The 14,162-nt window shown below is 69.9% G+C and carries 15 protein-coding genes; 9 read left to right on the top strand and 6 right to left on the bottom strand.

Annotated elements, in window-relative coordinates; genetic code table 11:
* Positions 1–345, top strand: a 345-nt coding sequence (locus tag A5780_RS09825) for a PPOX class F420-dependent oxidoreductase (RefSeq protein ID WP_231982905.1), incomplete at its 5' end; no start/stop codon positions are given.
* Positions 346–375: 30 nt separating this feature from the next.
* Here A5780_RS09825 and A5780_RS09820 read toward each other — a convergent pair.
* Both A5780_RS09820 and map read right to left on the bottom strand, forming a co-directional pair.
* Positions 376–771, bottom strand: a complete 396-nt coding sequence (locus tag A5780_RS09820) for a PPOX class F420-dependent oxidoreductase (protein WP_064908258.1) — start codon at positions 769–771, stop codon at positions 376–378.
* A 111-nt stretch (positions 772–882) separates the two neighbouring features.
* Entirely contained in the window at positions 883–1,650 is a 768-nt protein-coding gene (gene map, locus A5780_RS09815) for a type I methionyl aminopeptidase (protein WP_064901201.1), read from the bottom strand.
* A 78-nt stretch (positions 1,651–1,728) separates the two neighbouring features.
* Between map and A5780_RS09810 the strand changes: the two genes are divergently transcribed.
* Positions 1,729–1,992: a helix-turn-helix domain-containing protein gene (locus A5780_RS09810; protein WP_039778318.1), complete on the top strand. Its 264-nt coding sequence runs from the start codon at positions 1,729–1,731 to the stop codon at positions 1,990–1,992.
* A gap of 6 nt (positions 1,993–1,998) precedes the next feature.
* Here the strand turns inward: A5780_RS09810 and A5780_RS09805 are convergent, their stop codons facing one another.
* Positions 1,999–2,646 carry a TetR/AcrR family transcriptional regulator gene (locus A5780_RS09805; protein ID WP_064908257.1) on the bottom strand — a complete coding sequence of 216 codons (648 nt, stop codon included), beginning with the start codon at positions 2,644–2,646 and terminating at the stop codon, positions 1,999–2,001.
* A 97-nt stretch (positions 2,647–2,743) separates the two neighbouring features.
* Here A5780_RS09805 and A5780_RS40785 point away from each other — a divergent pair, with 97 nt between their 5' ends.
* Entirely contained in the window at positions 2,744–3,247 is a 504-nt protein-coding gene (locus tag A5780_RS40785; RefSeq protein ID WP_169812404.1) for a nitroreductase/quinone reductase family protein, read from the top strand.
* 16 nt (positions 3,248–3,263) lie between these two features.
* Here the strand turns inward: A5780_RS40785 and A5780_RS09795 are convergent, their stop codons facing one another.
* Together A5780_RS09795 and A5780_RS09790 are read right to left on the bottom strand one after the other, a co-directional pair.
* A complete protein-coding gene (locus A5780_RS09795; RefSeq protein WP_064908256.1) occupies positions 3,264–4,652 on the bottom strand; it encodes a metallopeptidase TldD-related protein in 1,389 nt (462 codons plus the stop codon).
* A 118-nt stretch (positions 4,653–4,770) separates the two neighbouring features.
* A complete protein-coding gene (locus A5780_RS09790) occupies positions 4,771–6,294 on the bottom strand; it encodes a TldD/PmbA family protein (protein ID WP_082976373.1) in 1,524 nt (507 codons plus the stop codon).
* Between the two features lie 206 nt (positions 6,295–6,500).
* On the opposite strand from A5780_RS09790, the gene A5780_RS09785 reads away from it, so the two are divergent.
* On the top strand, positions 6,501–7,154 hold the full coding sequence (locus A5780_RS09785) for a TetR/AcrR family transcriptional regulator (RefSeq protein ID WP_081879689.1): 654 nt from the start codon (positions 6,501–6,503) through the stop codon (positions 7,152–7,154).
* Positions 7,155–7,161: 7 nt separating this feature from the next.
* Here A5780_RS09785 and A5780_RS09780 read toward each other — a convergent pair whose 3' ends face one another.
* Positions 7,162–7,923, bottom strand: coding sequence for a TSUP family transporter (locus A5780_RS09780; protein WP_228816858.1), 762 nt, complete (start codon positions 7,921–7,923; stop codon positions 7,162–7,164).
* Positions 7,924–8,010: 87 nt separating this feature from the next.
* Here A5780_RS09780 and A5780_RS09775 point away from each other — a divergent pair, with 87 nt between their 5' ends.
* The 5 genes from A5780_RS09775 to lnt all read left to right on the top strand — a co-directional run bounded on the left by A5780_RS09775 (position 8,011) and on the right by lnt (position 13,829).
* On the top strand, positions 8,011–9,231 hold the full coding sequence (locus tag A5780_RS09775; RefSeq protein WP_064901193.1) for a sensor histidine kinase: 1,221 nt from the start codon (positions 8,011–8,013) through the stop codon (positions 9,229–9,231).
* Positions 9,232–9,262: 31 nt separating this feature from the next.
* A complete protein-coding gene (locus tag A5780_RS09770) occupies positions 9,263–9,922 on the top strand; it encodes a response regulator transcription factor (protein WP_064908255.1) in 660 nt (219 codons plus the stop codon).
* 84 nt (positions 9,923–10,006) lie between these two features.
* Complete coding sequence (locus tag A5780_RS09765; protein WP_063013551.1) at positions 10,007–10,489, top strand: FxsA family protein; 483 nt, start codon at positions 10,007–10,009, stop codon at positions 10,487–10,489.
* Positions 10,490–10,539: 50 nt separating this feature from the next.
* Positions 10,540–12,135 carry an amidohydrolase gene (locus A5780_RS09760; RefSeq protein ID WP_064908253.1) on the top strand — a complete coding sequence of 532 codons (1,596 nt, stop codon included), beginning with the start codon at positions 10,540–10,542 and terminating at the stop codon, positions 12,133–12,135.
* Between the two features lie 104 nt (positions 12,136–12,239).
* Positions 12,240–13,829 carry an apolipoprotein N-acyltransferase gene (gene lnt, locus A5780_RS09755; protein ID WP_082976376.1) on the top strand — a complete coding sequence of 530 codons (1,590 nt, stop codon included), beginning with the start codon at positions 12,240–12,242 and terminating at the stop codon, positions 13,827–13,829.
* Positions 13,830–14,162: the final 333 nt, after the last annotated feature.

Raw genomic sequence — 14,162 nt, 5'->3', positions numbered from 1 at the left:
CTGCTCACCACCTACAAGAAGGACGGCACACCGGTCGCGACCCCGGTGTGGGCGGCGCTCGACGATGCGAAGTTGTACGTCTGGACCGAGACCGCGGCCTGGAAGGTCAAGCGGGTGCGGCGCAATCCGGACGTCACCTTGCAGCCCTGCAGCGTGTCGGGTAAGCCGCACGGGGAGATCGTGCGCGGCACCGCCCGGGTGCTCGACGAGGAGGGCAGCGACCGGACCCGGCAGCTGATCAAGCGCAAGTATTCGCTCATGGGTTGGCTGATCGTCACCGGCAGCGTGCTGCGGCGCGGCCGCAAGGGCACGATCGGCATCGAAATCGCCGCTGCCCCAGCCTGATCCGAGACGATCTCACTCGATCGGCGGTGGTCACTGCCCCGCCGGTTGGGCGGTGATCGCCAGCCCGACCGAGCGATCCTTGCCGAAGATCAACTTGTGGCCGCGGATCAGCAGGGTGCCGATCACGCCGTATTTGTGGGCGATGAGATCGCGGACCCGTTCGGTCCCGTCGCCATCGAGGACGCGCGCCGTCCCGGCGCTCACCGGCGATCCGGACGTGCGGCCGCGGGCGTCGCAGGCCTGGACCGTCACCGCGGCGTTGCGGTGCAGCCGTTTCACCTTCCAGCTCTTCGGATTGGTCCAGACCACCAGCCGGTCGCCGTCGGGAGCCACCCAGACCGGGGCCCCGACCGGCGTGCCGTCCTTCTTGTAGGTGGTGAGCAGAACGTAGTTCGCGGTACCGGCGGGGCCGAAAGGATTGTCCACGACTGCCGAGCCTAATCGGTCGAGCCCGGAGGCGGCGGCGGAGCGTCACCGACCTTCGTTCCCCGATCCTGCTCCGAACGACACTGCCTGATCGGCATGGCCCAGGGGTGATCATGCCGTGTGGGTGAGGATTCGGGGGCCCGCGTCGGTGATGGCGACGGTGTGTTCGGAATGTGCGGTGCGCGAGCCGTCGGCGGAACGGATCGTCCATCCGTCCGGATCGGTGATGATGCGATCGGTGGTGCGGGCGAACCAGGGTTCGATCGCGATGGTCAGGCCGGGGACGAGCCGCATGCCGCGCCCGGCGCGACCGGCGTTCGGAACGTGCGGATCCTCATGCATGGTGCGGCCGAGCCCGTGGCCGCCGAATTCGGTGTTGACGGGGTAGCCGTGCCGCCGCGCGACGCCCGCGATGGCCGCGGAGATGTCGCCGAGCCGCCCTCCCGGCCGGGCGACCTCGACGGCGGCGGCCAAGGCCTCCTCGGTCGCGGCCACCAGCCGGGCGTCCTCGGGATCGGCGGCGCCGACGATGGTGCTGACCGCGGCGTCGGCGACCCAGCCGTCGACCGAGACCGCCAGATCCATGGTCAGCACATCACCGTCGCGCAACCGGTAGTCGTAGGGGAGTCCGTGCAGAACCGCGTCGTTGACCGACAGGCAGACGGTGTTGCGGAACGGGCCGCGCCCGAACGAAGGCGCGTAGTCCCAATAGCACGACACCGCCCCTCGTTCCCGGATGCGCTGCCGCACATACTTTTCCAGATCGAGCAGATTCACCCCGACCTCGGCCCGCTCCCGCAGCTCCGCGAGCACCTCGGCGACGAAGCGTCCGGCCACGCCCATCCGCTCGATCTCGGCGGCTGTCTTCAGTTCGACCACGAAACCTCCCTGGTATCGGTATTTATATACCGACTCTAACCGTAGCGGTATTTGAATACCAGCTCTATGCTTGGGGGCATGGTTCGACTTCCGCTGACCCCGGCCCAGGTAGAGGCCGGTCGCCGCCTGGGCGCGCATCTACGTGCGGTCCGGGGCGATCGGGACCCCGCGGAGATCGCCCGCGCGGCCGGCATCTCACCGGAAACGCTGCGTAAGATCGAATCCGGCCGGCTGCCCAGCCCGGCATTCGGCACCGTCGTCGGACTCTCCGGGGCGCTCGGAATTCCGCTGCAGGAGTTGGCCGAGGTGTGGCAGTCCGCGCGCCTCAGCGCCTCGGCCTGACCGTAACTAGGAGTTTTCCGCGCGGAACAGGGGAAGGGTCGCGTCGGCTATCTCATCCGGGGAGGGGAGTGCGGCCCGTGCCTCCGGCGGGCTCATTCGCGACTGGAGTGCTCGCTGGTGGGCCGCGCCCACGAGCAGTAATGCGGCGGTGCGTGGTTCGGTGACGATGTGGTGGCGGGCCGACAGGTGTCCGATCACCACGTCCAGGGCGCGATGCGGGCCCAGATCGAAGTCGCGACTGCGTTCCGAGTACACCGCGCGCAATTCGGCGTCGGAGTCGATTGCCGCCATGACCGGTAGCGCGGCACGGAAGAAGTCCTCCAGCACGGCCACCAGGTGTACGAGATCGCTTCGCAGATCGGCGGATTCGGCCGCGTCCGCGGAACGGGACGAATCGGCGAGCATATCCTTCAGCGGCCGCAGGTGATGCTGGATCACCGCTTGGAGCAGGCCGGTGCGATCGCCGAAGTGATAGAAGATGCTCGACTCGGCGACGCCTGCGCGAGTGGCGACTTCCTTGGTGGTGAGCCGGGCGACCCCGGAACCGGTGAGGACGTCCTGTGCGGCCACGATGACGGCCTCCCGCACTCCGCTGCGCGGCCGCCCCCGGGTGCGTGCGGGCGGTTCGGTGTTCTGGGCGTGCTGGCGCGGCACCGCGTGTCCCTTCCGATCGGTTCGTGCCCTTGCAGTATGCCGCAACCCGTCGTATTTTCTGAGTAGGCACTCGAAAATACTGATCGGAGCTGTCGACATGTCCACTCCCAGCACACCCCCATCAGCCGGAACCGCCCGCGAATCGGCGGGCCGGGGCCGGTTGCGCATGCAGACGGCGGTCGACGCCGGCATGCGCGCCCTGTTGCGGTCGCCGCTGCATCGCCTGCTCAGCGCGAAATTGATGATCGTCACCGTGGTCGGGCGCAAAACCGGCCGCGTCTACGCGAATCCGGTCGGCTACGCCGAATCCGACGGCGCACTGCTGGTCGGCACCGCGGCGGGCTGGCGGCGCAATCTGCGGCCGGGCGAACCGGTGCGGATCACCTGGCGCGGCCGGGAGCGGCTCGCGGACTGGGAGGTGATCTCCGGTGAAGAGGAGATCGCCGAGCCCTACCGCATCATCCTCACCCAGAATCCGACGCACGGCCGCTTCGCCGGTATCAGCCTCGATGCCGACGGCAACGTCGACCGGGAACAGCTGCGCGCCGCCCTCGGCCGCGGCACGGTCGTCGTGCGGCTGCGGCCGCGATCGATGCGCTGAGTGCGGGTGACCGCGCTCAGGTGGCCTGGCTGACCGAGGACATGTGGAAGTCGGGGATCCGCATCGGCGGCATGGCCGTGCGGGTGAACCAGTCCTTCCATTCGCGCGGCAGCGTGATCTCGGTGGCGCCGACCTCGGTAGCGCGGCGCAGCAGATCCAGCGGGCTCTCGTTGAAGCGGAAGTTGTTGACCGCGGCGGTGACCGCGCCGTCCTCCACCAGGTACACGCCGTCGCGAGTCAGGCCGGTCTGCAACAGCGTGGCCGGATCGACCTCGCGGATGTACCACAGACAGGTCAGCAACAGGCCACGCTCGGTGGTGGCGATCATCTGCTCGAGAGTGGTGTCCGTCCCGCCGCTCAGCAGCAGATTCTCACCGGCCACCGTGACCGGAGCGTCGTACTGCGCGGCCACTGCGCGCGGATAGATCAGCGACTCGATCACTCCCTCGCGCAGCCAGTCCACGCGACCGGCCGAGAGACCGTTGTCGAAGATCGAGGAGGTCTCCGATGAGGCGGCGGTCGCGACGAACGGCCGGTACTCCAAACCCGCGGCAGTCGGATCCGAGTACAACGTCAGCGGCAGGTCGGTGAGCCGCTCCCCGATGCGGGTGCCGCCGGCCCGGGCGAATGCGGTGTGCCCCTCGTGGGCGCCGCGTCCGTCCATCGACCACAGCATCGGAATCAGCAGGTCGGCGACCGCCGAGGGCGGCAGCAGGGTGGGATAGCGACCGGCCGGCAGCTCGACCCGGCGGGCACACCAGTCCAGGCGCCGGCTCAGCTCGGCCAGCAGTGCGGTGACGCCGATATCGGTGAAGTCGGCGGTCGGCGCGCCCACCCAGGCGCTCGCGGGATCGCCGTCCCCGCCGCGTTTGCCGTTGATCTCGATGGATCCGGTGGGCTCGGTCCACCGGCGGCGGATGCCGGTGGAGGTGCCCAGCCAGGTGGTGTGCAGCTGATGGTGGGCGAAACCGTAGAGCCGGTCGGCGCCGGCGAACCCGACCGCGAGCTCACCGGCGAGTCCGGTGAATACCTCGATGCCGGTCTCGCGCACGGGGCCCGCCCACTCCGAATCCGGGTGTGCGCCCGTGGTTTCCGGGTCCAGCAGCGGCATGGCGTCCGCGGCGGGCTCGGCCGTGCGAGCCGCCTCTTCGGCGCTGCGCACCACGGCCTCGATCTCGGCCGGATCCACGCTCGTGGAACCGACACTGCCCACCCGCGCCGAGCGTGGGCCCTCGCGCAGGATCGACACCACCGCCCAGGATCGTGACACCGACGACCCGTTGGTGGTCATGGAATTGCCGGCCCAGCGCAGCGAGGCCTCGGACGCGTCGGTGACGATGACGATCGTCTCGTCCGCGCGCGCGACGGCCAGCGCCCGCTCCACGACCTCCGCGCCGTGCATCATCGTCACCGACCGGCCTCCCGCGTTGTGTGCCAATTCCGAATCGTGGCCATTACCCCGCCTCCTGTGTGGCGGGACACCCGCACCCGGTCGGCGCGGCGAGTGGCTGCGCGAGGGTTACTCACCCCGCCTCCTGGCGGGTGTTGAGGATGTTCACCCCGCGCACCAGCACCGATGGACATCCGTGCGATACCGCCGCGACCTGGCCGGGCTGGGCCTTACCGCAGTTGAACGCCCCGCCGAGGACCCAGGTCGACGGGCCGCCGACGGCTTCCATCGCGCCCCAGAAGTCGGTGGTGGTGGCCTGGTAGGCGACGTCGCGCAGCTGACCGGCCAACTCCCCGTTGCGGATCCGGAAGAAGCGCTGCCCGGTGAACTGGAAGTTGTAGCGCTGCATGTCGATCGACCAGGACCGGTCGCCGACGATGTAGATCCCGTCCTCGACCCGCGAGATCAGCTCGGCGGTGCTGGTATCGGACTCCGGATCGGGCTGCAGCGACACGTTGGCCATGCGCTGGATGGGCACGTGATGGGCGGAATCGGCGTAGGAGCACCCGTTGGACCGGGGCACCCCGAGACGAGGCGCGAAGACCCGGTCGAGCTGATAGCCGACCAGGATGCCGTCGCGCACCAGATCCCAGCGCTGCCCGGCCACCCCCTCGTCGTCGTAGCCGACCGTCGCGAGGCCGTACTCCTGAGTCCGATCGCCGGTGACGTGCATGATCGGGGTGCCGTAGCGCAGCGTCCCGAGCTTGTCGGGAGTGGCGAAGGAGGTTCCGGCGTAGGCCGATTCGTAGCCGATCGCGCGATCGTATTCGGTGGCGTGGCCGATGGATTCGTGAATCGTCAGCCACAGATTGGTCGGGTCGATCACCAGGTCGGTGGGGCCCGGCGTCACCGACGGCGCGGCGACCTTCTCGGCCAGCCACTGCGGCATCCGTGCCAGTTCCTGGTTCCAGTCCCAGACGCCGTCGGCACCGGTGACGTACTCCCAGCCGCGCCCGGCCGGCGCGGCGAGGGTCCGCATGGTCTCGAAACCCCCCGTCGCGGCGACGACGGTGATCGCCTCGAGTTGCGGATGCAGTCGCACCCGCTGCTGGGTGATCGTGGAACCCGCGGTGTCGGCGTAGTAGGTCTGCTCCTTGACCTGCAGCACCGATGCCGTCACGTGATCGATGCCCGCGGCCGAGGACAGGCGCTGCGAATAGTCCTGCAGCAGCGCGACCTTCTCCGGCGTGGGCACGGTGAACGGGTCCACCTGGTAGGGCGAGACCCAGGTCGCGTCGCGATAGACCGGTTCGCCGGCGAGTTCGACCCGCTCGCGGTTGAGCGCCCGCAGCGTCGCCGCGACGGTGACCGCGCGCTGGGCCACCGCCACGGCGGTCGCGGGTGTCAGTTCGCAGTGCGACGCGAAACCCCAGGTGCCGTCGACGATCACGCGGACCGCGAAGCCCAGGTCGTCGGCATTGTCGATGGATTCGACGCGGCCGTCGCGCAACCGGATCGATTGCGTCAGCAGCCGATGCACCCGCAGATCGGCGTACTCGGCGCCGGCCGCGCGCGCCGCCGTCAACGCCGCATCGGTCAGGGCGGCCAGCGGCAGCGCGCGGAACTGGTCGTCCACGGCCGCAGATGCGATGCTCACCCGGCCTACGCTAATTGCTGAACGCCGGCCGGGCCACCGGATCGGCCGACGGGTGCGGCGAAACACTCTGGGACCCAACGCGACACGCCGTGCATGATTGCAGACGATGCAAACATGCACGAAATGCGGTGTGGCACGGACTGAAACGCGCGCGAAACGCGCAGCCTGCCGCAGGTTGCGGCGCCGATGGCGTACTGTCTGCCCGCGTGCCGCCATCCGCACTCCGTGACCGTAAGCGGGAACGCACCCGCCGCGCCCTCCTCGAGGCTGCCGCCGATCTGTTCGAATCCCGCGGCTACGAGGCGACCACCGTCGCCGATATCGCCGCGACCGCCGAGGTGGGTACGAGGACGTTCTTCAACTACTTCGAGAGCAAAGAGGAACTGCTCTTCCCCGAGCCCGATGAACGCGTCACCGCGGCGGTGGCCGCGATCGCGAGCCGTCGTGCCGACGAACGACCCGTCGAGGTGCTGCTGCGCGCGCTTCGGGCGGCCGGGGACAATCCCGGTGATCACCTCGGCGACGATCTGGCGGCCCGCATCGCCGTGTTGCGCGCCCAGGTCTCGCGCACCGTCCCCGCTGTCAGCGGCCGGGCCGCGCACGCCCAGCTGGCCGCGCAGCAGGAGATCGCGCGGCGGCTGCGCGACGCCTTCCCCGACGAATTGGACGAGGTCGGCGCGGCCGCGCTGGTCGGCGCCGTCGTCGGGGCGGTGTCGGGTGCGCTGACCGTGCTGTTCTCCGGCCGCCACGCGATCGAGGACGGGGAACGGCTGCATCGCACCATCCGCGAGACCACCTCGCGGGTGCTGGCGCCCTGGCTCTCGGCCGGCCGGCATCTGACCGCGGAGGCGCGCTGCTGAGCGCCGCTCAGCCGAACTGCTGCCAGCCCAGGCGCACCACCATCGCGGTCACCACGATCAGCAGCACCGCGCGCACGAACCCGGCCCCGCGCGCGATCGCCATCCGCGAACCCACCACGGAGCCCGCGATATTCGCCACCGCCATGCCCAGGCCCACCGACCAGATGATGTGCCCGGTGGCGGCGAGCAGGATCAGCGCGCCGAGATTGGATCCGCAGTTGATCACCTTCGCCATGGCCGCGGCGCGCACGAACTCGGTACCGAGCAGGGTGGCGAAGGAGATGATCAGGAAGGTGCCGGTACCGGGGCCGACCAGCCCGTCGTAGCCGCCGATCAGCCCGGCCGACAGGCCCACCACCAGGATCGTGCGGCGCCGGGTCGGCGGGTGGGTCGCCATCGTCACCCCGATCGAGGGCCGCGTCGCCACCACGATCGCGACACCGATCAGCACCGTCATCACGATCGGGATGAAATAGCGCCGGTCGATCAGGGCCACCGCGGCCGAACCGGCGGCCGCCGCGCACGCCGCGATCGCCGCACCCGACAGCATGAGCGGCCATCGCATCGGCACCCGGCGCGCGAAAGTCAGCGCTGCGGCACTGGTTCCGGCGAATGCGGCGATCTTGTTCGTGCCCAGCGCGGTCTGCGGGGGCAGCGTCGGCGCCACCAGTAGCAGTGTCGGCAGAATGATCAATCCGCCACCGCCCACCACCGCGTCCACCCATCCTGCGGCCGTGGCCGCGGGCAGCAGCACCGCCCACTCGGCCATACCCACGGCGGCGACCCAATCAGAGTCGGCGACGTGCGGCAAATCGTGGCGCGCGGTGTCGAGGTGGCGGCCACCTAGGCTGAGCGAGTGCGCCGATTCAGTCTGTGGCTCCGTGGCAAACCCATGGTCGCCGATTCCATCCTCGCGGCCGCACTGGTGCTGTTGGATCTGCTCACGCTCGGCGGCAAGGATCATGCGATCGTCTATCTGATCCTCGGGCTGCTGGTTCCGGTGCCGGTGATCTGGCGGCGCAGCTATCCGCGGGCCAGTGCGGTCGCCCTGCTGGTGCTGTCGATCACCACCAGCGCGGTGAGCGTGGTCCTGCACGAGGATCTGCAGCCGCCGGCGCTGCTGGCGGTCGGCGTCGCGCTCTACACCCTCGTCGCGTACGTGGGCCGGCGCGAGGGTTTGCTGTATCTGGTCGGCCTCGCCGTGGACGGAGCGTTCTCGCTGGCCGTGGTCGACCAGTCGGTGCCGATCGTCATCGGCTTCCTGATCATGTTCTACGCGCTGTGCTGGACCCTCGCGGAATTCCTCGGCGCCCGCCACGCCTACGACGCCGAGGTCGCGGCCCGGCTCGCCGTCGCCGACTACGACCGCGAACGCAGCGCCCACGACGCGGTCTCGGCCGAACGCACCCGCATCGCCCGCGAACTCCACGATGTGGTCGCCCACGCGGTCAGCGTCATCATCGTGCAGGCCGACGGGGCGAAATACGCGCTGCGCCGCGACCCCGAGGTCGCCGAACAGGCGCTGGCCACCATCGCCGGCACCGGCCGCGAGGCGCTGCGGGAACTGCGCCGCACGGTGGAACTGCTGCGCACCGAGCACGCCCCGGAGCAGCTGCCGCAACACGGCACCGCCGGACTGGCGAAGGTGGTGGAGATGATGCGCAGCGCCGGGCTGGCCGTGGAACTGGAACTCACCGGGGAACTCGACGATGTCGCCCCCGAGGTGAGCCTCGGCATGCACCGCATCGTGCAGGAATCGCTGACCAACACCTTCCGCCACGCCGGCCCCGACCCACAGGCCTGGGTGCGGGTGCGGCGGCGCGACGCGGACGTGCTGGTCGAGGTGCTCGACCGCGGCGACGCCGGGCCGTCCGCGACCGGGTCCACCGTGGCCACGCAGGCTCCCGTCGTGGACGACACCGCGCTGCGCAACGGCATCGCCGGCAGCGGACTGGGACTGGTCGGGATGCGGGAGCGGATCGCGGTACTCGGCGGCACCCTCGCGGTGGGACGACGTCCCGAGGGCGGCTGGCGCGTCTGCGCCACCATTCCCCTGCAGCGTGAACTACCCGACTGACCGGGCGAGGAGTCCCGGTTAGATTGGTGCGGTGCCGATCACCGTACTCGTCGTCGACGATCAGGAACTCATGCGTGCCGGACTCAAGATGGTGCTGGGCGCGCACCCGGACGTCGACGTCGTCGCCGAGGCCGACAACGGCGCGACCGCCGTGCGCCTGGCCGGTGAGCTGGCCCCCGACGTGGTGCTGATGGATGTGCGGATGCCGGTGGTCGACGGCGTCGCCGCCACCGCTCAGATCCTCGAATCCGGGTGTGGCAGCCGGGTTCTGGTGATGACCACCTTCGATCTCGACGAACACGCACTCGGCGCCCTGCGGGCCGGCGCCAGTGGTTTCCTGCTCAAGGACACCCCGCCCGAGGATCTGATCTCCGCCATCCGCAGCGTCGCGGCCGGTGACGCCGTGGTCTCGCCGAAGGTGACCAAACGGCTGCTGAACCGGCTGATCGTCGCCGACCCCGCCCGCGTGCGCGACCCATCGGTGCTCGACGTGCTCACCGCGCGCGAACGCGAGGTGCTCGAACAGATCGCCGCCGGGCGCTCCAACGCCGAGATCGCCGCCGAGCTGTATCTCTCGGAAGCCACGGTCAAGACTCACGTCGGCCGGGTGCTGACCAAACTGGGACTGCGCGACCGGGTGCAGGCGGTCGTGCTGGCCTATGAAACCGGGCTGGTCACGCCCGGTACCTGACCGGGTGAGCGACGATATGCCCGAATCGGGAGAAAAACGGGGTCGTCGCGCGTTGGGCAGGGTAGATCGTGGAAAGGATCGCCGATGCCCGCCCTGTTGTTCGCCCTCTATCTCGTCGTCGAGATCGCGGCGCTGGTCGTGGTCGGCCACCTCATCGGTGCCGTGCCGACCATTCTGCTGCTCATCGCCGGGTCCGCGCTCGGGCTGATCCTGGTGCGTTCCCAGGGCCGCCGGGTCTTCCAGCAGTTCCGTCGTGCCCGCCGCGGCGAGATCGCCCCGGGAACCGCCGTCGCCGACGGCGCGCTGGTCGGGGTGGGCGCGCTGCTGATGTTCGTTCCCGGCCTGGTCACCTCGGTATTCGGACTGCTACTGCTTCTTCCGACCCGCGCGCTGCTGCGACCGCTGGTCTCGGCCGCGGCGCTGCGGCGCATCGACCGGCTGACCATGGCCACCGGCTATCGCGGCGTGGTGGTGGAACCCTCCGGAGAGGTCGTGGACGGTGTGGTCGTCGAGCAGTACTACGACGACGGTCAGGGTCACGCGCGGCGCATGATCGACCCCCGCTGACCGACCCGCACTGATCGCGGGCCGCCGGCCGTGCGGCACACTGGTCACCCGTGAGTACCCAGTTGCTGGTCGGCGGCCGAATCTACAGTTCCAGTTCCCCCGATGCCACCACGATGGCAATCACCGACGGCACCGTGGTCTGGCTGGGCGCCGAGCGCCCCGGCCGCGCTTTGCACCCCGACGCCGAAATCGTCGATCTGGACGGCGCTTTCGTCGCCCCGGCCTTCGTCGATCCGCACGTGCACGTCACCGCGCTCGGCCTGCAACTGACGGGTTTGGACCTGTCCCAGGCGAATTCGCTGGCACAGTGCCTGGATCTGGTACGCGAGTACGCTGCCACCCATACCGGAACGATCATCGGCGACGGCTGGGACGAAACCCGCTGGCCCGAGGGCCGCCCGCCCACCGTCGACGAGATCGATGCCGCCGCCGGGCCCGGCCGTCCGGCCTATCTGGCCCGCGTGGACGCCCATTCCGCGGTCGCCTCGACCGCGCTGCTCGACACGGTGAGCGGCGTTCGCGCGGCCGCGGGTTACACCGCCGGCGCACCGCTTCGCGCCGACGCGCATCACCTCGTTCGCGAGGCCGCACTCGACGGTCTCGACCGCGCTCAGCGCGACCGGGCTCGGGCCGCCGCACTCGATTACGCGGCCGCGCACGGTGTGGTCGCCGTCCACGAATGTGCGGGCCCCCAGATCGCAGGACGCACCGACGTGCGCGAGTTGCTGGAATTCGAGCACGGTGTGCAGGTGCGCGCGTACTGGGGTGAGGCCGTCACCTCGGCCGACGAGGCGCGGGCGCTGCTCGGCGAACTCGGTGTACACGGGCTGGCCGGCGACCTGTTCGTCGACGGCTCGTTCGGTTCCCACACCGCCTGGCTGCGCGAACCCTATGCCGACCGCGACACCACCGGTGTCTCCTACCTCGACGCCGCGGCGATCGCCGCCCATGTCCGGGCCTGCACCGAGGCCGGGATTCAAGCCGGATTCCACGCCATCGGCGACGCCGCCATCGATGCGGTGGTCGAGGGCTTCGCCCGGGTCGCCGGCGAACTCGGCGCACCGGCGGTGGCCACCCGCGGCCACCGGCTCGAACATGCCGAACTGCTCGATGCCGGCCAGATCGCGAAACTGGCCGAATTCGGCGTGATCGCCAGCGTGCAACCGGGATTCGATGCCGGGTGGGGTGGTGCCGAGGGGATGTACGCCACCCGGCTGGGCGCCGAACGCGCCGCGGCCACCAACCCGTTCGCGGCGATGGCCGCCGCCGGTATCTCGCTGGCGATCAGCTCCGATGCCCCGGTGACGGCGCTGAACCCGTGGGAGGCCATCCGCGCGGCCGCGAACCACCGCACCCCGGGCCACCACATCTCCCCGCGCGCCGCTTTCGCCGCCGCCACCCGCGGCGCATGGCGGGCCGGCGGTGTGCGCGACGGTGTCGCCGGAACCCTGGTTCCGGGCGCTCCCGCCAGCTATGCGGTGTGGGACGCCGCGGAACTCGTCGTCGCCGCGGCATCGGACACGGTCCAGCGCTGGTCCACCGATCCGCGTTCCCGCGTCCCCGGCCTTCCGTCCTTGGAAGAGGGCGCCGAACTCCCGCGCTGCCTGCGGACCGTCCGCGACGGAGTGACGATCTATACAGCCTGAGGAAACAACGCGACGGAGACCGACCGCGCTTTCCGCGAAAGTGTCGCCGCCGCGGAGCCCCGGCCGGCGGGAACCGCGCGCTATCCCAGTAGGCTGGCGCGGTGCTGGGCGTGACGTGGCGGGTATGGGGGAAGATCGGGGCCGCTGTCGTCGCCGGGCTGTTGGTGTTCGCGAGCTTTCCGCCGCGTACCTGCTGGTATCTCGCGCCGATCGGGATCGCGATCCTCACCCTGACGGTGCGGGACGCGGCGAGGTTGCGCGGCGGCTTCGGCTACGGACTGCTGGCGGGGCTCGCGTTCTTCCTGCCGTTGCTGCCGTGGACCGGCATCTACGTCGGCCCGATGCCGTGGCTGGCGCTCTCGACAGCATGCGCGGTGTATGTCGGCTTGTTCGGGCTGCTGTCGCGGCTGGTGTGCCCCCTGCCGGGCTGGCCGGTATGGGTCGCGCTGATGTGGACTCTCACCGAATGGGGACGTTCCAGCTTTCCGTTCGGTGGATTTCCGTGGGGCCGACTCGCTTTCGGGCAGGCCGACGGCTGGTACCTGCCGCTGGCCTGGCTCGGTGGCGCGCCGGTGGTGAGCTTCGCGGTGGCCCTGACCGGAACAGTTCTGGCGGCGCTTCTGCTTCGGTTGCGCCCGCAGGCATACCAACGGCGTGCGGTCGTAATTATCACTCTCGCAACGGTTGTGGCTATTATCCCGATTACCGGAGTGATCCTCCGGACCGCGCTGCCCGCCCCGGACGACGGAGACCGGTCGATCACGGTCGCCGCTATCCAGGGCAGCGTGCCGCGGCTGGGCCTGGACTTCAACGCCCAGCGCCGGGCCGTGCTGGACAATCACATTCGCCGTACCGAGGAGCTGGCCCGCGCGGTCGCCGCCGGGACCGCCGCCCAGCCGGATGTGGTGATCTGGCCGGAGAATTCCTCCGATATCGACCCGCTGCGCAATTCCGACGCCTACGACGAGATCACCGCCGCCTCCCGCGACATCCACGCCCCGATCCTGGTGGGCGCCGTCCTCGTCAACGACGACCGCACCACCACCAATTCGGTGATCGTGTGGGACGCCGACGGGCCGGGGGAGCGCCACGACAAGAAGATCATCCAGCCTTTCGGCGAATACCTGCCCTATCGCGGCTTCTTCCGGCACTTCTCCGACTACGCCGACCGCGCCGGCTACTTCGTCCCGGGCCACGGCGACGGGGTCGTGCACGCCCGCCCGGCCGGCGGTGGGCCGATGGTCGCGATCGGCGTGGCGACCTGCTACGAGGTCGCCTTCGACCGGGCGTTCGAGGATTCACTGCGCGCCGGCGCGCAGTTGCTCACCGTGCCGACGAACAACGCCACCTTCGGCGACAGCGATATGACCTATCAGCAGTTGGCCATGTCGCGGGTGCGGGCCGTCGAACACGGCCGGGCGCTCGTGGTCGCCGCGACCACCGGTGTCAGCGCGGTCGTCACCGCCGACGGCACGGTGCGCCAGCACACCGAGAAATTCGTGCCCGCCGCACTCGAGGCGACGTTGCCGTTGCGCAGCGCAACGACACCCGCGACCGCGATGGGACCCCTTCCGGAACGGATGTTGTGTATCCTTGCTGCGGCCGTCGCACTGGTCGCGGCTACTCGGTGGCGAACGACGCGTTCGACTCGTCGTGCCGATGAGGACGTCACCGGCGATCCGGCATTCGATTGACGGCCGCCGCAGCTGTTGCGGACAATCACACATCACGGGTACCCGCGAATCGGCATTTCTCACACCTCGATTCCGTGGGCCGTCCGATCGCATTCGCCGGCTGGTTGCGTCACCGGAAACGGCGCGCCGTCGCTCCTGCCGTTGACGGGCACGCTGAGCTGCTAGGCCGTTGTTTGCGGTGAAATAGCTGTCCAATTGCTTTATCTGCCTGTGGTGTTCGCGGCCGAAGATCACGACATCGTTACCAGTCCGGCCGCAATAGGGCTCCGAATCATAGGGCGTGGATCACGTCCTCCCGCTGGCGCGCGCTTTTCCGCTCGCGGACGGGGACCG

Origin of the sequence: Nocardia sp. 852002-20019_SCH5090214 (assembly GCF_001665865.1) — a bacterium.
GTDB lineage: Bacteria > Actinomycetota > Actinomycetes > Mycobacteriales > Mycobacteriaceae > Nocardia > Nocardia nova.
The sequence above is the reverse complement of the archived record's forward strand: the minus strand, read 5'-3'. Positions and strand labels throughout refer to the sequence as shown.